17 protein-coding genes, 1 other RNA gene and 5 pseudogenes are annotated in these 19,599 nt (G+C 46.1%); 11 read left to right on the forward strand and 12 right to left on the reverse strand.

Annotation, left to right across the window (positions count from 1 at the left end; genetic code table 11):
- Positions 1–78: 78 nt before the first annotated feature.
- The 4 genes and pseudogenes from JCM2765_RS12445 to JCM2765_RS12460 all read right to left on the reverse strand — a co-directional run bounded on the left by JCM2765_RS12445 (position 79) and on the right by JCM2765_RS12460 (position 4,735).
- Positions 79–1,424, reverse strand: a pseudogene (locus JCM2765_RS12445) (glucose-6-phosphate isomerase).
- A 77-nt stretch (positions 1,425–1,501) separates the two neighbouring features.
- Complete coding sequence (locus JCM2765_RS12450; RefSeq protein WP_054737019.1) at positions 1,502–2,362, reverse strand: GRP family sugar transporter; 861 nt, start codon at positions 2,360–2,362, stop codon at positions 1,502–1,504.
- 143 nt (positions 2,363–2,505) lie between these two features.
- Positions 2,506–3,983 (reverse strand): annotated as a pseudogene (locus JCM2765_RS12455) (ATP-binding protein).
- On the reverse strand, positions 3,983–4,735 hold the full coding sequence (locus JCM2765_RS12460) for a winged helix-turn-helix domain-containing protein (protein ID WP_054737020.1): 753 nt from the start codon (positions 4,733–4,735) through the stop codon (positions 3,983–3,985). The pseudogene JCM2765_RS12455 and the gene JCM2765_RS12460 overlap by 1 nt, the downstream one beginning before the upstream one ends.
- A 270-nt stretch (positions 4,736–5,005) precedes the next feature.
- On the opposite strand from JCM2765_RS12460, the pseudogene JCM2765_RS12465 reads away from it, so the two are divergent.
- A pseudogene (locus JCM2765_RS12465) lies at positions 5,006–5,711 on the forward strand (Cof-type HAD-IIB family hydrolase); the annotation flags it as partial.
- A 384-nt stretch (positions 5,712–6,095) separates the two neighbouring features.
- Here the strand turns inward: JCM2765_RS12465 and ssrA are convergent.
- The 4 genes from ssrA to JCM2765_RS12485 form a co-directional block, all read right to left on the reverse strand.
- Positions 6,096–6,467: a transfer-messenger RNA gene (ssrA, locus tag JCM2765_RS16800) on the reverse strand.
- Positions 6,468–6,539: 72 nt separating this feature from the next.
- Positions 6,540–7,010, reverse strand: coding sequence for a GNAT family N-acetyltransferase (locus JCM2765_RS12475; protein WP_054737023.1), 471 nt, complete (start codon positions 7,008–7,010; stop codon positions 6,540–6,542).
- A gap of 135 nt (positions 7,011–7,145) precedes the next feature.
- Positions 7,146–7,739 carry an SGNH/GDSL hydrolase family protein gene (locus tag JCM2765_RS12480; RefSeq protein ID WP_162231417.1) on the reverse strand — a complete coding sequence of 198 codons (594 nt, stop codon included), beginning with the start codon at positions 7,737–7,739 and terminating at the stop codon, positions 7,146–7,148.
- On the reverse strand, positions 7,688–8,257 hold the full coding sequence (locus tag JCM2765_RS12485) for a hypothetical protein (protein ID WP_054737025.1): 570 nt from the start codon (positions 8,255–8,257) through the stop codon (positions 7,688–7,690). Before JCM2765_RS12485 ends, JCM2765_RS12480 begins: the two co-directional genes overlap by 52 nt.
- A gap of 298 nt (positions 8,258–8,555) precedes the next feature.
- On the opposite strand from JCM2765_RS12485, the gene JCM2765_RS12490 reads away from it, so the two are divergent.
- Positions 8,556–8,921, forward strand: a complete 366-nt coding sequence (locus JCM2765_RS12490; protein ID WP_054737026.1) for a hypothetical protein — start codon at positions 8,556–8,558, stop codon at positions 8,919–8,921.
- Between the two features lie 115 nt (positions 8,922–9,036).
- Here the strand turns inward: JCM2765_RS12490 and JCM2765_RS12495 are convergent, their stop codons facing one another.
- Positions 9,037–10,179 (reverse strand): serine hydrolase, encoded by a 1,143-nt coding sequence (locus JCM2765_RS12495; RefSeq protein WP_054737033.1) that lies wholly within the window; start codon positions 10,177–10,179, stop codon positions 9,037–9,039.
- Positions 10,180–10,474: 295 nt separating this feature from the next.
- Here JCM2765_RS12495 and JCM2765_RS12500 point away from each other — a divergent pair, with 295 nt between their 5' ends.
- From JCM2765_RS12500 to JCM2765_RS17225, 4 genes are all read left to right on the forward strand, one after another.
- Positions 10,475–10,861: a fluoride efflux transporter FluC gene (locus tag JCM2765_RS12500; RefSeq protein WP_054737027.1), complete on the forward strand. Its 387-nt coding sequence runs from the start codon at positions 10,475–10,477 to the stop codon at positions 10,859–10,861.
- Complete coding sequence (locus JCM2765_RS12505) at positions 10,858–11,208, forward strand: fluoride efflux transporter FluC (protein WP_082405134.1); 351 nt, start codon at positions 10,858–10,860, stop codon at positions 11,206–11,208. Before JCM2765_RS12500 ends, JCM2765_RS12505 begins: the two co-directional genes overlap by 4 nt.
- A gap of 11 nt (positions 11,209–11,219) precedes the next feature.
- The gene (locus JCM2765_RS17220; RefSeq protein ID WP_156301787.1) at positions 11,220–11,405 is read left to right on the forward strand and encodes a hypothetical protein; all 186 of its coding nucleotides are present in this window, start codon (positions 11,220–11,222) and stop codon (positions 11,403–11,405) included.
- A gap of 89 nt (positions 11,406–11,494) precedes the next feature.
- Positions 11,495–11,662, forward strand: coding sequence for a hypothetical protein (locus tag JCM2765_RS17225; protein WP_156301788.1), 168 nt, complete (start codon positions 11,495–11,497; stop codon positions 11,660–11,662).
- 112 nt (positions 11,663–11,774) lie between these two features.
- Here the strand turns inward: JCM2765_RS17225 and JCM2765_RS12510 are convergent, their stop codons facing one another.
- Both JCM2765_RS12510 and JCM2765_RS17230 read right to left on the reverse strand, forming a co-directional pair.
- Entirely contained in the window at positions 11,775–12,047 is a 273-nt protein-coding gene (locus JCM2765_RS12510; protein ID WP_054737028.1) for a hypothetical protein, read from the reverse strand.
- Between the two features lie 274 nt (positions 12,048–12,321).
- Positions 12,322–12,498, reverse strand: a complete 177-nt coding sequence (locus tag JCM2765_RS17230) for a hypothetical protein (RefSeq protein WP_156301789.1) — start codon at positions 12,496–12,498, stop codon at positions 12,322–12,324.
- Between the two features lie 315 nt (positions 12,499–12,813).
- Between JCM2765_RS17230 and JCM2765_RS12515 the strand changes: the two genes are divergently transcribed.
- Positions 12,814–13,239, forward strand: a complete 426-nt coding sequence (locus tag JCM2765_RS12515) for an OsmC family protein (RefSeq protein ID WP_054737029.1) — start codon at positions 12,814–12,816, stop codon at positions 13,237–13,239.
- Positions 13,240–13,362: 123 nt separating this feature from the next.
- On the opposite strand, the gene JCM2765_RS12520 is transcribed toward JCM2765_RS12515, so the two are convergent.
- Complete coding sequence (locus JCM2765_RS12520; RefSeq protein ID WP_054737030.1) at positions 13,363–13,818, reverse strand: MarR family winged helix-turn-helix transcriptional regulator; 456 nt, start codon at positions 13,816–13,818, stop codon at positions 13,363–13,365.
- 238 nt (positions 13,819–14,056) lie between these two features.
- Here JCM2765_RS12520 and JCM2765_RS12525 point away from each other — a divergent pair.
- The 4 genes and pseudogenes from JCM2765_RS12525 (at position 14,057) to JCM2765_RS12540 (ending at position 19,550) form a co-directional block, all read left to right on the forward strand.
- A pseudogene (locus JCM2765_RS12525) lies at positions 14,057–14,868 on the forward strand (LicD family protein).
- A 20-nt stretch (positions 14,869–14,888) separates the two neighbouring features.
- Positions 14,889–16,421, forward strand: a complete 1,533-nt coding sequence (locus JCM2765_RS12530; protein WP_054737031.1) for a Ppx/GppA phosphatase family protein — start codon at positions 14,889–14,891, stop codon at positions 16,419–16,421.
- Positions 16,418–18,591, forward strand: a pseudogene (locus tag JCM2765_RS12535) (RNA degradosome polyphosphate kinase). The gene JCM2765_RS12530 and the pseudogene JCM2765_RS12535 overlap by 4 nt, the downstream one beginning before the upstream one ends.
- Positions 18,591–19,550 (forward strand): Ppx/GppA family phosphatase, encoded by a 960-nt coding sequence (locus JCM2765_RS12540; protein ID WP_054737032.1) that lies wholly within the window; start codon positions 18,591–18,593, stop codon positions 19,548–19,550. Before JCM2765_RS12535 ends, JCM2765_RS12540 begins: the two are co-directional and overlap by 1 nt.
- The last annotated feature ends 49 nt before the right edge of the window (positions 19,551–19,599 follow it).

The following is a 19,599-nucleotide window of genomic DNA, read 5'->3' on the forward strand; positions in this document are numbered from 1 at the left end:
TCAAATATCAACCAAAAAAAGCACCTCAAAGTCAGCTGACTTCGAGATGCTTTTTATCATTCGATTTAATTCGTTAAATTAAAGTCGTTCGTTCAGTTCCTTACCAAGCGCTTCAAACCCAGGCTTGCCCAAAAGTGCAAACATGTTGGTCTTGTAAGCTTCGACCCCTGGTTGGTTGAATGGGTTGATCCCGTTCAAGTAACCAGAAATGGCAACGGCAACTTCAAAGAAGTAGATCATGTAACCTAACGTGTAGGCTGATTGATCTGGAATGTGAACGCTCATGTTAGGCACGTTACCATCAGTGTGGGCTAACGTTACCCCTTGGAACGCCTTGGTGTTCGCAAAGTGCATCGTTTCGCCTTCGAGGTATTGTAACCCGTCCAAGTTTTCGGCTTCCTTTGGAATATCGATATCGTTCGTTGGTTTATCAACAAAAATAACGGTTTCCATCAAGTTCCGAAGCCCTTCTTGGATGTATTGACCCAATGAGTGCAAGTCGGTTGAGAAGTTAGCTGAAGATGGGTAGATGCCCTTTTCGTTCTTCCCTTCAGACTCGCCCATCAGTTGCTTCCACCATTCGGCGAAGTACTGGAGGTTTGGTTCGTAGTTTTCCAAGAGTTCAGTCGTGTAGCCCTTCCGGTACAAAATGTTCCGGTAAGCGGCGTATTGGTAAGCTTCGTTCTTGGTCAAATCTGGATCCGTATAAGTGTCCATGGCATCAGCGGCACCGGTCATCAATTGATCAATGTCAGCACCTGAAGCTGCGATTGGCAACAAACCAACGGCAGTTAACACTGAGTAACGGCCACCAACGCCATCAGGAATGACAAAGGTTTCGTAGCCGGCTGCATCAGCTTCTTGCTTCAGCGCACCGCGGGCCTTATCAGTCGTTGCGTAGATCCGAGCTTTCGCACCGTCTTCGCCATACTTTTTAACTAACATTTGTTTGAATACTCGGAAAGCAATCGAAGGTTCAGTCGTGGTCCCAGACTTCGAGATCACGTTGACTGAAAAGTCCCGGTCACCGATCAAGTGGATCAAATCGTGCAAGTACGATGGGCTAATGGAGTTCCCGGCAAATAAAATTTGTGGAATTCACGTTGGTCATCTGGTAGGTAGTTAAAGAACGTATCGTGTAAGAAGTCAACGGCCATCTTAGCACCTAAGTATGACCCGCCGATTCCAATCACAACTAACACTTTAGAGTCTGATTGAATCTGCTTGGCAGCTGCCTTAATGCGAGCAAATTCCTCGTGATCATAATCTTTAGGGAGCGTTAACCAGTCGCGGAAATCGCTTCCGGCGCCGGACCCCGTTCTTAATTCTTCATCCGCTGCATTCACTAACGCTTGCATCTCACCTAATTCGTTATCGTGTACGAACTTATCAAGTTTTGAAGCGTCAAAGGAAATGTGTGCCATTAAACTTACCTCACTTTATTTAGGATCAGTTCTATTATACCCGATTTTACCCCAAAAATGAATGGACTAGACCACATTTATTTAAGAATTCCGAGGATCGCACTACCAGCAATAACCAAAATTGAGCCGATCGTGATGTAAACCATCTCGCGACGGGTCTTGTGCTCGCCCAGTAAGAGGATACTCCCAAAGGTTGAGATGATGATCCCACTTTGTGCTAATGAGTAACTGATAGCTAACCCAACAGCTGGAATCGACATGAACATGAAGAAGTTCCCAACACCCCAAACTAACCCAGTTGCGATGTTTTTGACCATTGGCTTGCCAAATGGGTGGTTGCGAGCCGCGAAAATCAAGGCGCCAATGACCATCCCGATTGATTGTGGGAATAAAACAGCTTTAGAATCAACGTGTGACATGTTAACGATCACTGTGTAGAGGGTGTAACCGATCGTTGAGAAGATCAACGCCCGAACCCCAGCAGACATGTTAAAGTTACCGCTACGGTTGGCATTGCCAGCTTTATCTCGTAATGACGTGAACACGATACCTGCAATCAAGGAAATCATTGCCAAACTTCCTAATGTAAGCATCCGGGCAGTCGTCCATTCGTTAAACAGCAACACACCAGCTAACGTCGTACAAACCAATTGCATCCCGGTTGATACCGGAACGGTTACGGAGATTCCAATCGCCTTCATGGATTGGAATTGTTGGAATTGACCAACTGACCAGAATAAACCAGATGCGATCCCGACTAACCAAACGGTCGTCGTCATTTGAGGATGGAAGTAAACGATACTAAAAATCCCAAATAAAAAGGCCCCGATGGTCATCCCAAGGGTTTGCTGGTAAGAGGTCCCACCTAACTTACCACTAATTAATCCAATACTCCCCCAACAAATTGCAGGATCAACGCTAACAACACTGCCATGAATTTCACTCCGTTCTATATTTTCAACCGCTTCAAATTCTCTCTTAGTTTCTGAAAGCGCTTTTATTGTTTTTCATAATGTTCATTTTACTAGAAAGCGAGCGAAAAAAAAGGACTTTTTGCAAAATCCTTTTTTTCTTAATTATTTTATTGGTTGGTGCTCATTGCTTCACTATTTTTCGGGTCTGGTAAAACAATCGTAAAAGTTGTCCCTCACCCTTCTTGCTCATAACATCGATGCGACCTTGGTGCAATAATACTAATTGATGCACAATCGCTAGGCCGAGGCCAGATTCACCGTATTTGGTACTTGTTCGCGACGGATCTGCTTTGTAATAGCGCTCCCAAATGTTTGCAAGCTGTTCATCCGTCATCCCAATGCCGGTGTCCGAAACTTTAAAGACACTGCCGTGATTACCACGTTGTGCCAAAATCGTAATTTGACCATTATCGGTAAACTGAATTGCGTTCGCCGTAATGTTAAACATAATTTGGACGAAGCGGTCATAGTCTGCATAAACCGGGACCTCATCGAGGCCGTTAACCGTCAACGTATCGTGTTTCGCTTCAGCGCGCTGCTGCAATTGTTCCACTAAGGTTCTCAGCGGCGTCATGGCGTTAAATTCACGCTTATTCAGCGCAATTTGGTTATTGCGAATCTTTTCGTAATCCAGATTCTCATTAACCAACCGGATCAACCGCTTCGTTTCATTACGCATCAGTTCAATGCTTTGAGCCTTGCTATCTTCAGGAATTGCGTCATAAGCGAGTCCCTCCAGCAAACCATTGATCGTCGTAAGCGGTGTTCGCATCTCGTGGGCGGCATCCGCCATAAAGGCCCGCCGTCGCTCTTCTTGCCGTTCAATTTCCTTGCGCGACGCTTGAAGCGAAAACGCCATGTTGTTGAAATCATTAACCAAATCATCGATTTCGTCGTGGTTTTGACTCGGCAACTGAACATCGTAATCGCCTCGCGCCACTTGATTAGTCGCTCGCCGTAGTCGGTTGATCCGCAACGTCAGATACCTTGAGATAAAGTAGGCCAACAACAACGCAACGATACTGGCAACCGCCAGTGCTTTGGTTAAATTAGAATTGATCTTGGCGATATTCGAATTAATGTTGGAGATATAAGCCCCGACTTTAACGACCGCAACTAAGTGACGCTTATTTTGTTTATCGGTGTAAAAATACGGTTTTAACACATCCGTCATCGCCGGTTCGATCTTGCCACTTGCCGTCTTCGTTTGCCGATCCGTCACGCGTTGGACGATCTCACCACGATTCAACTTCTTCCAATCACTGGCTTTGATTTTTGAAATATACACATTATCCGGAAAAACCGCGGTGTTATCTCGGTTATAAATCGTGAAGTGCATCGATTGATTTCGCAAGAGCACTTCACTATTCAACAGCGATTCCGAGTCAAATGACACTCGCTTGGGGTCACCAGCCGAAATGCGCACGGATTGCTCCACCAGACTATTGGCATACTTCTCCAAACTCGTCCAGGTATTTTGATAAACCATATCCTTGGTCATGCTACTAAAAGAAAGCCCTAATAGTAGTAGGACCGAGGCAATGACCGCAAAAAAGGCCAACATTTGTTGATAGACCAGTCGCATTACGCCTCAGCTCCACTGTCGTCAAACTTGTAACCAACGCCCCAAACCGTTTGGATGATCTGAGGACCCACTTTTTCGATCTTCTGCCGTAGCTTCTTGATATGTGCATCAACCGTTCGTTCATCACCGTAGTATTCATAATCCCAGACCAGTTGCAGCAGTTGTTCACGGGAGAAGACTTGCCGCGGTTTTTGCGCCAACGTTTTGAGTAAGTCAAATTCCTTAGGCGTTAGATCCAAAATCTGCTTGCCGTTGAGGTACGCCTCTCGCGTCTTGCTATTTAACTGGAAGTTACCTGTATCAATTTCATACTTACTTGCTTCAGGCTGTGGTGCGGCTTCAACGACCGGAGCGGGTTCAGGTTCGCTGGCCATGTTACCACCCAACTTCGCCCGCCGATCGAGTGCCTTAATACGAGCAATTAGCGTAATCGGACTAAATGGCTTGGTGACGTAATCATCCGCCCCCATTTCAAGCCCCAACACTTGGTCACTTTCTGAATCTCGCGCCGTTAACATAATAATCGGCACAGTTGGTGACGTCTTACGAATCTCAGCACTGACCTGCATGCCGTCCATGCCAGGTAGGTTCAAGTCTAAGGTGATCATGTCCCATTCTTCAGGGCACTCTTTGAATATTTTGACTGCCTCAATGCCGTCATAAGCAAAGTGCGCGTCCCAGTCTTCTTTTTTGAAAAACATCTGCATCATTTCTGATACTGATTTATTATCTTCAATCATCAAAATTTTCACGGTGCTAGCCCCCATTATCAACGTACAGCTATGGTCACTTAATCTGACCGGATCGATTTCTTCTGATTACCACGTTTATATTAACGTGGTCCCTTCATCACTGCAATCGTTTACGTCCATTATACCGAACTGCCCGAAAGTTCACACGAGAAACCTAAAAAAATTAACCAAATTTCGAAATCCGTCACTGTGATTCAGCAACCATCCCCGATAAGCTTCGAAACATGCTACAATTGGGAATAACTACTCGAACTGAAAGGATCTAATCACATGGTTAAAGCACTCACTTTTTTCGACTTAGATGGTACCCTCTTAAACGCTAAAACCGAACTCGACGCAGACGTGATCCAAGCCATCCAACAACTTAAACAAAACGACATTCTTCCGGTTATCGCGACCGGCCGAAACTTATTTGAAATTCGTCACATTATTGATCAAACTAACATTGATACGCTAGTTTCGGCAAACGGGACCTTTGTTGTCGCCAATGGCAAACCAATTTACTCAACACCACTCGACAAGGCGGTGATCGAGCGCTTAACCACAATGACCAGCACTAACGGCGATGCTTACGCAGTTTTGAACCATGCTGCTGCTCGGATTGACCGCTTAACGGACGTGGCCCGCAACTGTTACCACTACATCAACACCCCCGTGCCGATCATCGATCCAACTTACTGGCAGTTTAACCCCATCAATATGATGCTGGTTTTGACGTTACCAGAAAATGATGAACGCTACCGCGAGGCCTTTAAAAACGAAACTCGCCTTCTATCGCCAAACGCCTTATAGCATGGACGTTGTTGTTCCGAACGGCTCCAAGCAAACTGGCATCAAGCAACTACTTGCCCTTCCTGAGTATCAGGATCTGCCAACCTACGCATTTGGGGACGGCAACAACGATCTTTCCATGTTTGACGTTGTCGATCACGCAATTGCCATGGGCAACGCCGATGACCACGTGAAGGATGTGGCCGAATACGTGACGACCGCGAATGTCGATCACGGTATTGTGAACGGGTTGAAACACTTTAAACTGATTTCATAATTTAGTGATTAACGAAAAAAGCTTCAGTAGTGGCAGTTGCCCATTACCGAAGCTTTTTTGATTAAGCCGATAAAATTAATTTTTGAATGCCCTTTTGAATGCCATTTCCAAAATCGAAGCAAACTAAAAGCATCCGTTATTCGCGGATGCTCTCCCTGTTCAAGGCTGGCAATTAAATTTTAAATATGTGATTAGTGATTGTCAAAATGATTGTCATTGATTGTTACTTAATCGTGTTGAAACAAAGTATAAAAAATAAAAAGCTTGTACCACTGGCGTTTTAACTGCCATTAGCTACAAGCATTTTCTATATAATGGAGACGGCGGGAGTCGAACCCGCGTCCAAGCATATTGCCATCCGAACCTCTACGCTTATATTCAGACTACTTGAGTTTCGCTAACCAATTCGCCGCCTGTCAGGGCCAAACATGATTAGCTAACCTGATTAGTCTCTTCTAACGACTTCAGATGGGAGCCGTTAGCGTAAGCCCACTCAATTTAGGACCCGTATCTGCCTCATGGGCGAAGTCAGGCGGATCTTCACTTAGCGCTTATTAGGCAGCTAATGCGAAAGATTTTGAACTGTTATTTGCAGTTAAAATTTAGGTGAGGGTTTTAACGTAGAACCTCGCTACGAAACGCAGTCCGGACTCAACCTATACCTGTCGAATCCATAACGTCCCCATATTTAAGACCAAGTAATAGTCTACCATACTTGACCGGGACTGAAAAGTAAATTGCCTAATTGGGAACCGCTCAAAGCTGGCATTCTAAAAATACGGTGCCCGCAACTGGATTAAAACGGTAGGCCTCAATTGGTTTAAAGCCCACTGACGCATACAGCTTTTGTGCCCCCTTCATAGTGGGCAATGTATCCAAGCGAATTGCCTGATACCCGAGTTGTTTAGCAACCTTCAATAACCGCATCACTAGTTGGTGGCCAATACCTAATTGACGGTACGCTGGGTTAACGTACAGGCGTTTCATTTCTGCAATCGAGTCTGCAAATTGATGAACTGCAATCACACCTGCTGGCTTTCCATCAACCCTTGCTAAAATCAACGCCCCGTGTGGCGCCGCGTACTCAATCGCTAATCGCTTAAGTTCGTCGTCAAAATGTTGAAAGGATAAATCCAATTCCAGAGAAGCAGAATAATCTAAAATTAACTGCTTAGCCGTTGCGAACGTCTCTGGTTCAGTCGCGAGTTGATAAGTTACTTGAACCATGGTCGATCACCTCATTATAATATGTAGTTTAAATGATAATTCTACGCGTTTTCTAATAAACATCAAGCTAAATTCAAAAAGCAGATTGGCTCATCACGAGCTAATCTGCTTTTTGAAGGCTGACAATCTAGTCGATTAATAATTCGTTTCATCCGCCAAAATCTTTTTCGCCAACGCATAACCCAGTTTTTGAGCTGTTTGTGCTGATGGATGTAAAATTTGATCCTGCAATGTGTAACGGTGATTTGCGTCCGTAATCACGTTGGGGGCAATCGCATTAAAATTAACGACCTTGATGCCCATTTGCCGGTAAAGCTTTTGTTCCGCAACGCGAAGTTGATTTAACGTGTAGCCTTGATCATTGCGAACGTGGGCCTTGTTAATACCGTTATAACCATACCGAGTTAGCGGTAAAATCCCGTAAATCGTTGCCGTTGGGTTAATTTTTTGAACCGTCTTTAATCGCAACTTCAAATGTGCGATCACATTGCTCAAACTCCCAGAACCTGACCCATTCGCATAATCGTTGGTCCCAATATTGATCAAAATCATATCCATTTTAGCTAAGGCCTTTTTATTGGCATTGATCACCGGTCCCAGATCTTGAGGCCGGCTAAGCCCCTGCCACGTCTTCCAACGTTGCCCAACGATCGTTGCATCTGGAAAGGCATCATCCGTTACCTTGTAAGCCGATCCGAGGTACTTCGCCGTCCAACGAGGATACGACACGTGGTAGAAATGACTGCCATCCAGCCATCGGGAATTGAATCACCTAACACGCCAATTTTGGTAGTCGTGAACGTACTGCCCGCACCCGCCAACTTAAGGTTAAAGGAGGCACTTAAGACTGATTTAAGCTGCGTTGCTAATACCCAGTAGGTTGACTGCCGGTTGGCACTCGTTACCCGGTACGCCGTTCGCGTCTTTCCCTTAACGCTAAGTGTTGCGACCTCATTACGGTACCAAGTCGTTCGGGCAAACTTGCTGCCAGCGACCTTTCCTGATTTCAAGGTTGCGGTTTTATATAACGTTGCACCGGCCCTTAACGCGTAGGGATGCGCGTTAATACTCGTGAGTCGTTTAATCGTCACCGTGCTACTCGTTGTCGTTTTAGTGGTATTCGTTACGGCTGCGCCACTAGCGGTCACCGTTGCCGCATGACTTTGTCCAGCGGGTAACGCCACCGCCAGCAAGGACATTGTTCCGATAGCCACTAATTGTTGTCGTATCATTTGTTGCACATCCATCGTAAAACCCTCTCAAACTCGTTCATTTTTAACGTATTGCCTACCAGTATAGAAAAATCTCCATTTAGCGTCAATTACTTTTATGATATTTAATTATTTATTAAGCGCGTTCTCGCAATTTATCCATTAAATACCGGTTCCTGATTTCGTCATTGCGACTAACACTGGATTTAATTTGACAAATCTCACCAAAGCCATTAGTCTGAGTTGTAGACAGCAACCGGTTACCCATCATTATCACTTCATCCGTCTGTTGAGCAGCACCCGGATGATTATTTTTTCATTAAGAAGGGATAACATGACAAAATTACCAAAATACAACGAGCAACAGTGGACCAACGCGCGCGATGCTGTGATGCAGGAGTATCAAGATTATATTGAAGAACTGCGCCAACAAGGCGTTGATTTTACGATTAAGAATTCACGTAAGTTACTCATCTACCAAGATTTGATTGCCGAATGGCAACACCATATGCCAACGGTCATGTCCGACCTAGAAGATAATCCGTTTGTGTTGACCCTTTTCGATGAGCTGAAAAAACACAAAAAGAGCACCCTGTTAGAACGCGCCTACCAAAACATGTCATCGTGGTCCAACTTCAACCCGTTGGCCCTGACCCTTTGGTTGGAACTTTCAGAGGATGAAACGATTACCGAATATTAGCGCGACGAAGAAGAACCCATGTCCTTGAGGCATTGCGGTTCTTTTTTACTTGAAATTTAAAAAGCGTTGCCAAGTCCAGACTAGGACTCAGCAACGCCTTTAGTCGTGCTGTCGGTTAAATTAAGTTTGAATTGTAAACGTAGTTCATTAATGACCGCGTTTCGGTAAATTCATCTTCATCGTGAAGCACAACGGTGATCAACCGATCGTGCCCACTCTTCTTACCCGTTCCAACGAAGCAGTAACCCGCAAGTCCGGTGTAGCCGGTCTTCAGGCCATCCACGTTGAGGGAAGCTTGGTAGTATTTCCGACCTGGTAACAGGTTATTATAGTTGTAGCATAGTTGACCCGCAACAGTGAGTGAGCCCTTGCTAGCATCCGTCAAAACGGCTGGGTAGTCGTTGATCAGGTGCTTAGCAATGAGCGCAACGTCCTTGGCAGATACCAAGTTGGCATCGCCACCGCTGACTGAGTAGCCATATGAGCGAAGGGCTGATTGTTCCATCCCATTAGCCGAAACGAAGCTGGCCTTACCGAGGTTCCACTTGGCTGCTTGGGCGTTCATCAGTTTGATAAACTTGGTGTTGTAGCTTGGTGTTGACCCACCAGCAACCCACTGACCAAGCGCGATGGCGGCGTTATTCGATGATTCGATCAACGCGGCATCGTACAATTGCTTAACCGTGTAACTGTTCTTGGTAAACTTAAAGCCACCATAGGTACTTGAGTTCCCCATTGACTTCAAGCCTGAATAACTGGTTGTTACCTTAGAATCCCAGGTTGCACTGGTATCGTCAACTTTTTGTTCAACGAGGTAAAGGGTCATCAGCTTCGAAACCGAAGCGATTGCCCGTGGGGTGTTGGCGTTCTTTGACCAAAGCACCTTCCCCGTTGAGGCGTTCATTGCAACTGCCGCTTTGGCATACTTCAACGAAAGTGGCGCCTTACCAGCCGTTAAATACTTGTGCCAAACGTAACCGGAAACGGTGCCGGCACCATTTTTAACCGCGTAGTAAATGGCCTTAGTTGAGCCATGCTTTAAGACGACCTTCTTTGTCGCGTACCAAGTGGTGTTGGGGTACTTTGACAAGCTTGCCAATTTCTTAGTGTGTGTCAAGTTGTAAACCGCTCCGGAAGCGGAAGTGCGGTGATAAGCAGTCGACGTCATTGACGTGGTGCTGACAACGCTATAACTCGCTGCTGACGCGGACGTTGTGGTGGTCATGAGACCGAAAATCGCCATTAAAAAGGCAATCATCACGAAGACCGCGCGTTGAGACTTTGTTTGTGTATTTGTCATGTGATCCTCCTTGTTTATTATCAAAAATAGCATGCACCCCTTCGGAAGACAACGGCTGACACGGAATTGTAACTAAATTGTGAGGGAGTGAAATAACTGATTCACATCAATTACTACTGAACCGGCACCCTGATTATGATCAGATTAGTGCCGTTTCGAATCGTCGATGCCAAACTTTCCTTCCCCTGCTTGAAGTTTCTCCCACAGACGCCTAGACTAAATAAATATTCTTAATCCGAAAAGGAGGCTTTCAATGTTAAAACGAATCATTGCCATCTTTGGCTTTGGGTTTCTGGGAAGTGCAATCCGTCTTGGGTTAACCACGCTTTTAGGCACCCATCACTACCTCACCATCTTTTGCATCAACGTGCTTGGCTCGCTCTTACTTGCCTTAATTACTCAGGCCCTACCACGATTGCTACCGATTAGTCCGGCAATTCTCAGTGGCCTAAGTGTCGGTCTAATTGGCAGTTTTACCACTTTTTCAACCTTCAGCGTGGACACCGTCACGCTTATGCAACAGGCAGGGGGCCTACTTGCCGGACTTTACTTTGCTGGTAGTCTATTTTGTGGGTGTCTGGCTGCCCTTTGGGGGCGTCAGCTTAGTCACAAATGGGTTGAAGGGCGGCGATTTCAATGATGATAACCATCCTGATTTGCCTCGCTGGTGCCATCGGTGCCGTATGTCGGTTTGGTATCACCCAACTTGGTAATCGTATCTTCAATTGGGTGCCACTCCCCCTCGCAACCCTGGTCATCAATCTTAGCGGTGCTTTTGCACTTGGGGTTTTAGCTGGTGCGTTCGCCGCAACGACCACCATCTGGCTCGTTGGGAGCGGCTTTATGGGCGGCTTCACCACTTTTTCAACGTTCAGTAACGAAGTCGTGACCCTGTTTAATAAACGTCGATTGCTTGCGATTGGTTACTTAGCACTCACGGCATTTGGTGGCGTCTTACTAGCAGCGCTTGGTGCAAGTTTAGCTTGAGGAGGTTCGTTTTGAAAAATGTACTAGTTGAACTCTTTGTTCTATTATTAACGATTCTTCTCTTCTTAATTGGCATGACACAGTTTAACCAGCCGAATCACCCGAAACATCAACGGTTATCGGTCATGTCGACTAGTTTAGTTCTACATACAATATCTTTAAATAACCGAAATACCAGCAAAGTCATGACGTTTTAATTCATCCTCGAAAAAAAGGTGCATATTCCTCCCCTTTTCCAATCACCCCCGCTATAATGGTGGCAACATTGATTAAGGAAGTGACACATATGCAAGCGAACCAATTTAATGATCACCACTCACAGCCACACATTGACGATAACCAAGTCCGTCCCGTAACCCCTAAGGACGTTCAACAAGTTCACGATCCCGCCGTTTTAAGTTACCTACAGGCGCATTCCTTTGGGATTGATCCTCGAACGAACCGATTCTTCTAGTCTTCTGTAGACAAGATAAAAATAATGCCGCGGATTCCTATTGTTGAGGAATTCGCGGCATTATTTTGTATTTTCACTTATTCAGTTTTTATGGACACGCATTGTGTTTTGACTATCCCTCTTCAGGATCATCAAGGTCGCGTTCAATATCAATTCCGTACAGCTGATTAACAGCTGCTTCTTTTGGTGCTTGGTGAACGACCAAAATGGTAGTTGCGCCCTTGCTACTGACGTAACCCGCAAAACTGGTGACCTCTTCAACAACGTACGCTAACCCATCGGAGTGAATAATGTACTGTCCCGCAACCGGCATGGTCTCAAAGTACACCTTGTTCATCCGAATATAATCATCTTCATCATGCAACACAACCATTACTTTATACAACACGTTGACTCCTCTCAATGATGCCAAGCTCGTCAAAATTCGTTTCGCACCAACCAGACGAGTCATAGGTTGATGTCCGTTAATTTTATTAAACCACGGTTAAATGTGGATAGCAAGCACCCCACGATTTAAGTAAATGAACACCAATCACGACTTAACCCCCTAAACTAACATGGGACGCTCAACGCAAGCTACCTCCAAAATAGCTTGGGTTAAACGTCCCACTTTATTTGTCCTAATCATCTAAGCTCATATTCAGTCCGATTGCCAACAACTAATCGTGATTCAGCTTTGGGCGTACCCGGCGTTCCCCATACTGCCGGTTATACGCTTCAGCTAAGGCCTTAAACCGAGTCATCGCCTCTGGTTCGATCAGCTCTCCCTGCTGGCCGAGTTGGTGCATCCAAGCGCGTTGCACCGCTGGATGGCTCGAGAAATCAATCATGCTCATTATTGATTCCCTCCAAATAAATTAAATCTGCCCAACCTCCTTCGATAGTCCTATTATAGCGCATCAATCAATAATGGTCTAGTTATTAATCGTTAATTATTAAATAACTCAGTCAAAACAAGAAGTTGTTATAACGTGTTTATCAGTGTCCTTTTGCGCATTGTTGCTCGACACAGTATTTAAAATATATCAAAAAGATTATAAAAATTGGTATACCTCTGAAATGATAAAATTAGTTCCGCCTAATTTCGGTGATAAATAATTGAATTCAGTTTTGAAAGCGGTTAAACTAACACCATTAGGAGGTTATTTGGTATGACACTAGAACGAAATGGTAAACGATACATTAAAAAATACGAAACGGACGCCATTAATCAAGATGGCCTCAACGGCGCAGCGTACATTCCAAACGGCTTAGCCGTCGTCGTTAGTGATCCGCTAAAGGATACGCCGGGTGCCAACCCCGAACAGCTACTTGGTCTTTCTTTGAGTACCTGCATGGGAGCAACGTTACAGGCAATTGAACGCGAAAACGACCTCCCACACCGGGCAAAAGTTCGGGTTCACGTCACGATGGTCAAAGGGACTGGCGGCCTCGAATTTTTAGTTGATGCTAAGATTCAAATTCCGGGCATCTCCCATGATCAAGCCGTTGACTTCGTTCATCAGGCTGAAAAACGGTGCCCAGTCTCAAAACTCCTCAGCAATAGCGGTAACTACACCCTAGAAGTTGTCGATTAGGCGCAACGAACCAAATAGCCCCACATGCCCATTGCGAGACATGTGAGGCTATTTCAATCTTCCTGAGGTTAACTGGTCCAGCTCACGGTCGCCAATCAACAACCAGTCGTTCGCTTGTAGCGCCTATTCGCTGGCCTTACCATTATTTTCTAGCTTGGCAACTTCACTGAATTCTTTAATAAAGTCAAGCAACGATTCCGCTTTTTCCTGTCCAAAGATGTTCACCCAGCTGGTAAACCGGTCGCTCGCCTTTTGGGTCACGATTTCTTCAATTTGACGGCCACGAGGGGTCAAATGCAGGTATTGACGCCGGTGATCCTTATCATCACGTTGTTGATAAATGTAATCGAGATTCAACAACACTTTGATTTGCCGTGAAATCGCACTTCGGGTCACACCGCGGTTATCGGCAATTCGGGCAAGGGTCACGTTACTCTTCTCCGCGATGTCGTGCAAAATGAGGTACTGCTCAAACGACAAATTGTAGGCCGTTGCGGGTTCTGAAACAAACGAATCCAGGTATTTTAGTGATTTGATATACACATCAATATATTCATCAAGCAACTGTTGAACTTTCATAATTCCCACCCATTTTTCTATAATATATCCCTTAGTATCCTATCATTAACCCCGTTAAATTACCACTCGCTGAGCTAAAAAAACGCGACTTGCCACCCGTGCATTTCAGCCCGCCTATGGTAAGATTAAGGTAAATCAATCAACGATTCGATAACGTTGCTCCCGAACTGGTCCAGTTGGCCAGCGACGCCTGTTCGCTGTCGGTCGTTTCACTACTTTACCTAGGGAGGCAACACTCATCGACTTAACAACCCGTATTCACCGAGTTGAACTCGGCAACTTAAAACAGATCATCGACATTTGCGACGACTTATCATTAAACTACTTTCTCATCGGCGGGTCCCTCCTAGGCGCCATTCGTCACAAGGGCTTCATTCCCTGGGACGATGACATGGATATTGGCATGACCCGAAACGATTATGAACAGTTCGCCAAATACGCCCCGGCACGACTTCGCGACAGTCACTACTTTCTTCAAACCGCCTATTCCGACCATAACTACGGTTTTAGTTATATGAAGCTACTGGATCGCTATACTTATATTGAAGAGAAAAATAACGCTAACAACGCGCGTAAAGGGGTGTTCATCGATATCTTCCCCTTCGATCGAATTCCCGATGACCCAGCTAGTCGTCGTAATCAGATCACGCGGTTTAAACTACTCGATAGCCGCATTATCTTGAAGGCCGGTTACGGGTTAATTGAAACCCCACTTCGGCGCCTCAAGCCCGACCTCGATCCCGACCAAATCGAATCGATCACCGATCTCAAACAAGAGCGCGACCAAGTCATGCGTCAGTACAACGCCGAACCGTTCCTTAACCTCAAGAATCTTGCCTCACAGTACGCCTACGACAAAGAAATTTTAACCGTCGCAGAGAGTACGGCTTTAACACGGTGCCCTTTGAGTCGTTGTCGGTGAAGGTGCCGGTTGATTACGACGCCATTCTGACCCGACTCTACGGCGACTACATGACGTTGCCACCGGAACATCAACGGACAGAAAAGCACATTAGTAAGTTAATTATGGACAACCAAGTATTTCAATAAGTTTTATGGAGGCGATAGTCATGCCAAACCACTACTTTGGCACTATGATCGTGACGGTTCAGGGTCTGGAACTTCTCATTGTTGACCTGAAGACCCTTAAACCAATTGAACGGGTGCATAAAGAACTCCCTGTTGGCGACGACCTTTATCAGCACCAACCCATTAACTTCGAGTTAGTGAGCCAGATGTCCTCGGCGCTCCGGGGATTTCTCCAAATTATCAACGATTACCAGATTTCAGACTACCAGCTTTGGGGGAGTGAAGCCTTATCGCGTGCCTTGAATGCCGATTTCATCGCTGACCAGCTATTCTTGCGGACCGGGGTTCAGATTCACTGGCTATCGATCAGTGAAGAAACCTACTACCGTAACCAAGCGGTCTTACTGGATCTGCGACAGGAGAAACACGCCAAGCGCGGCCAACTGATTCACTTTATTGGTATCAATTCTGGGAACACAAGCATTACCCAGTTCTGTGACCTGTCCTTCGTTTACTCGACCCATTTTTCACTGGGTCCCGTTCGAATTGCTGAAGATCTTCAAAGCCTACGTCAAAGTGCCCCCAATTCAGTGGAGGTCCTTCGAGATTACATCGATAGTAAACTGACCGATGTCAGTCAGTTACTTCCTAGCGAAGCCATTGCCGGCCCTAGTGAGGTTATCTTACTGGGGTCAATGCCGTTAAGCCATTTAACCCTGAACACCACGCAGCAGGCGACGTTATCAATTGACGAGTTCGATGCGCTTTTTGACCAAGTCGTCGACGCTTCTGATCAATATCTGATCGATCAACTGGGCGTTCCTGAAACCGAAGTCCCCCTCCTGTTGCCGGAAATGCTGTTGTTGCGCAAACTGTTGCGCTTTACACAAGCAACCTCCGTGCATTTTTCACACAACACCGTCCTCGATGGTCTGGCCATTAACGAGTCCATTCGGGCCGGCTTTAGCAACTACGATTTTTCGGAACAGACCATTACCGCTGCTGAAAACATCGCCAACCACTACAACGTGGAGCCGATTCATCAACACTTAGTGACCAAATTTGCGCTCCACTTGTTTGATCAGTTGAAGCCAATTCATCAATTAGACAAGCGGGCTCGGTTACTCTTGCAAGTTGCGTCGATTTTACATGATGTCGGCGCCTACATTGATACGCACGAGCACTACTTACACTCTGATTACATCATTCAGCACTCCAACATCGTCGGACTATCAGTCCACGAACGACAGTTGATTGCGGCGATCACCCGTTACCATAGCACAACCACCCCGAGTGAAGATTTAAGCCACTTCCAAAAAATGGCCACTTCTGAGCGGTTATTGATTGCAAAGCTGGCGGCCATTCTGCGATTAGCGGATGCGCTGGACGATGACCGGCAGCAAAAAATCAAACGAATCTCCGTTTCCATCAAATCGCCAGCCGTTGTCATCACCGTCTTCAGCAACGACAATTTATCGTTTGAAAACTGGGAGTTCGCCTTCAAGAGTCGATTCTTTGAAGAAACTTTTGGTCTGAAACCCCGTCTTAAACAAAGGAGCGTGACAGCAAAATGAGTGGTAAACGAAACTACAATGATCCTAACTACTACACCAACCGCGAACTCAGCTGGTTAGCCTTTAACGACCGGGTTTTAGAAGAATCCCGGGATAAGCTAAACCCGCTGTTGGAACGCCTAAAGTTTTTAGGCATTACCCAAAATAACCTCGATGAATTCTTTATGGTTCGGGTCGCCTCACTCGCCAAATTGGCGGCGGTCGACTATCCCAAACCTGATGCATCCGGAATGACCGCCGAAGAACAGCTTCGAGCGGTGAACAAACAGGCGCACGAGATGTTAGTCAAACAATATAACACCCTCAATCGGTCACTGTTACCGGCCATCGTTTCGGAAAACATTTTTCTAAAATCAATCGATGACCTAACGGATGCCCAGTTCCAGTTCATCAAAGGATACTTTCACGATGAACTCTATCCGGTCCTAACCCCAATGGCTGATGACAGTTCGCGGCCATTTCCGTTCATCGCAAACGATACTCTAAACCTGGCGATTCAGCTCGTTCAGGCCGATGATCCTGATACCAAGTTATACGCAACGCTCCAGATTCCCGACGTCTTTCCGCGAGTGGTTCGTTTGCCCGGTGAGGAAAACAGCTTTATCCTTCTAGAAGACATCATTAAGGCCTTTGTTGGTCAACTGTTCGTCAATTATCAGGTCACTGAAAGTGCCGTGTTCCGGGTCATTCGAGACATGGATCTTGATGTCGCTGAAGAGGATACCTCCGACCTCCTCAAAGAAGTCCAGCAACAGCTTAAACTTCGCGAACACGGGAACGTTATCCGGCTTGAAATCGAAAACACCATTAGCAAAAAAGCCCTGAAGCGCCTCACCAAGCAACTCAGCATCCCGGACTACGCCGTTTATGAAACAAGCGGCCCCGTCGACCTGACCTTCTTGAACAAGCTCGCCAGTGCGGTCGTGAACCACCCTGAACTCAAATACCCGAAGTTCACTGCCTACCAAGCTAAAGCGTTGGATCACAACCACAACATCTTTGATGCGATTCGGTCTCACGACTGGCTGATGCAACACCCGTACGATAAGTTTGACGCCGTTGTTGAATTTATTCGCCAAGCCTCCGTTGATCCTGACACCTTAGCCATCAAAATGACGCTTTACCGGGTTTCTGGTGACTCACCAATCATTCGTTACCTTGGCCGAGCTGCTCAAAATGGCAAACAGGTCACCGTTTTAGTCGAAGTCAAAGCCCGGTTCGATGAACAAAATAACGTTCACTGGGCTAAACAACTTGAAAAAATGGGCTGTCACGTGATTTACGGTTTGATTGGTTTGAAGACCCACTGTAAGCTATCGCTCGTTGTCCGTCGTGAACAGGGTGATATTCGCCGATACATGCACATGGGAACTGGTAACTACAACGACGTTACCGCCCACTTTTACACGGATATGGGCATCTTTACCGCCAATAACGATATGGCATCGATGCCACTAACATTTTCAACATGTTATCCGGCTACTCAAAGCCGCCCTACTTCCACCAGTTGCACATTTCACCAAAGGGCATTCGCGAATTTATCGATGATAAGCTCGATCAGGCCATCGCACTCGCCAAACAGGGCAAACCCGTCACGATTCGGATGAAAATGAACTCACTATCAGATCAAAAGATGATTGCCCACCTCTACCGTGCTTCTCACGCAGGTGTGAAGATTCACCTGATTATTCGCGGTATCTGCTGTTTGAAAGTTGGCATCGAAGGCATCAGTGATAACATCACCGTTCACTCCATCGTCGGTCGTTTCTTGGAACACAGCCGAATTTACATCTTTGACTTTAATGGTCAGCGAACGACCTACCTTGCCAGTGCGGATCTGATGACCCGTAACTTGAATCGGCGGGTAGAACTTCTCTTCCCCATTAATCAATCAGACCTTGAGGAACAGGCCAATCAAATTTACGATACCATGTGGAACGACAACCTGAAGACTCGAGTACTGACACCTGACGATACCTACCGTCGTGTTGATCGACGCGGATTGACGGCGTTAGACGCCCAAGCGTATTTTGCCGAAGCAGCCAGTGCTAAAGTGGCCCGTGATCAACATCTGGAAGCAGCGGCTAAACCGACGGAATTTCAGCCCATGCTCAGTCCAGAAAACCAGCCTAATCCGTTGAACTATGATGATGGGAGTGACCCCGACTAATGGAAAACTTTGCTGTGATTGATCTAGGCTCCAACTCAGCCCGGATGACCATTACCCAAATCAACAACGACGGCACGACACAGGCCGTCAAACAAATGAAACAATATGTACGTTTATCTGAAAACATGGGACCCAAAAAGGTGCTCCAACCAGAAGCAATCGATCGGACCCTTGAAGCGTTAAACGACTTTAAGGCCGTGTACAGCGGACTCAACAATTTACATCTAAAAGCCGTTGCAACCGCCGCAACCCGTCAGGCCAGCAACCAAAAAAAGTTTCTTAAACTTGCAGAGGCACAACTCGGGGTACCGCTCGAAGTTCTTCCTGGTACCATGGAAGCTTATTACGACTACCTTGGCGTTACCGAAACGTTACCCTCAACCAATGCCGTTATCCTAGACACTGGCGGCGCAAGCTCTGAGATCGTGCTCGTTCAAAATGGCGCAATCAGTCATCTGATTAGTATTCCGCTGGGAAGCGTTAACCTGACTCAGCAGTTTTTATCGCCCGACACCATTACGGCTAATTCACTTTTTGACGCCATGACCTTCTTCAATGATATTTTAAATAACGTCTGGTGGCTCCGAAACGGCCTTAACCTCCCCGTCATCGGGCTAGGCGGTAGTAATCGAACCATGGCGAAAATTAATCGTCGTTTCAACAACATTCTGGATTCCGAAGACATCCACGGCTATCGACTAAGTCGTCAGGCCATCGATGACACCTTTTCACGAATTGTGAGTCAGGACTTAGAAGGACGTAAAGCGATTCCGGGCTTGAGCAAGGATCGAGCCGACATCATCGTTGGTGGTCTCATTCCATTAGTGCTGTTGATGCGCTATCTTGATTCAGACCACATCACCTTTTCAAACAGCGGTCTTCGTGAAGGCATCTTGTTTGAACACCTCAAGGCGTTACAGACTGAGGCGGTGCATGATGAGATGACGGATGATTTATAATAACTGACATACAGTTTGACCACAGCATGCTTCATTGAGTGCTGTGGTC

Origin of the sequence: Secundilactobacillus similis DSM 23365 = JCM 2765, assembly GCF_001311075.1 — a bacterium.
Taxonomy (GTDB): Bacteria; Bacillota; Bacilli; order Lactobacillales; family Lactobacillaceae; genus Secundilactobacillus; species Secundilactobacillus similis.

Coding starts and splice junctions, on each gene's coding strand:
- JCM2765_RS12475 (WP_054737023.1), bottom strand. CDS start 7,010: ATGGTTCAAGTAACTTATCAACTCGCGACTGAACCAGAGACGTTCGCA.
- JCM2765_RS12485 (WP_054737025.1), bottom strand. CDS start 8,257: ATGGATGTGCAACAAATGATACGACAACAATTAGTGGCTATCGGAACA.
- JCM2765_RS12490 (WP_054737026.1), top strand. CDS start 8,556: ATGACAAAATTACCAAAATACAACGAGCAACAGTGGACCAACGCGCGC.
- JCM2765_RS12495 (WP_054737033.1), bottom strand. CDS start 10,179: ATGATTGCCTTTTTAATGGCGATTTTCGGTCTCATGACCACCACAACG.
- JCM2765_RS12500 (WP_054737027.1), top strand. CDS start 10,475: ATGTTAAAACGAATCATTGCCATCTTTGGCTTTGGGTTTCTGGGAAGT.
- JCM2765_RS12505 (WP_082405134.1), top strand. CDS start 10,858: ATGATGATAACCATCCTGATTTGCCTCGCTGGTGCCATCGGTGCCGTA.
- JCM2765_RS17225 (WP_156301788.1), top strand. CDS start 11,495: ATGCAAGCGAACCAATTTAATGATCACCACTCACAGCCACACATTGAC.
- JCM2765_RS17230 (WP_156301789.1), bottom strand. CDS start 12,498: ATGAGCATGATTGATTTCTCGAGCCATCCAGCGGTGCAACGCGCTTGG.
- JCM2765_RS12515 (WP_054737029.1), top strand. CDS start 12,814: ATGACACTAGAACGAAATGGTAAACGATACATTAAAAAATACGAAACG.
- JCM2765_RS12520 (WP_054737030.1), bottom strand. CDS start 13,818: ATGAAAGTTCAACAGTTGCTTGATGAATATATTGATGTGTATATCAAA.
- JCM2765_RS12530 (WP_054737031.1), top strand. CDS start 14,889: ATGCCAAACCACTACTTTGGCACTATGATCGTGACGGTTCAGGGTCTG.
- JCM2765_RS12540 (WP_054737032.1), top strand. CDS start 18,591: ATGGAAAACTTTGCTGTGATTGATCTAGGCTCCAACTCAGCCCGGATG.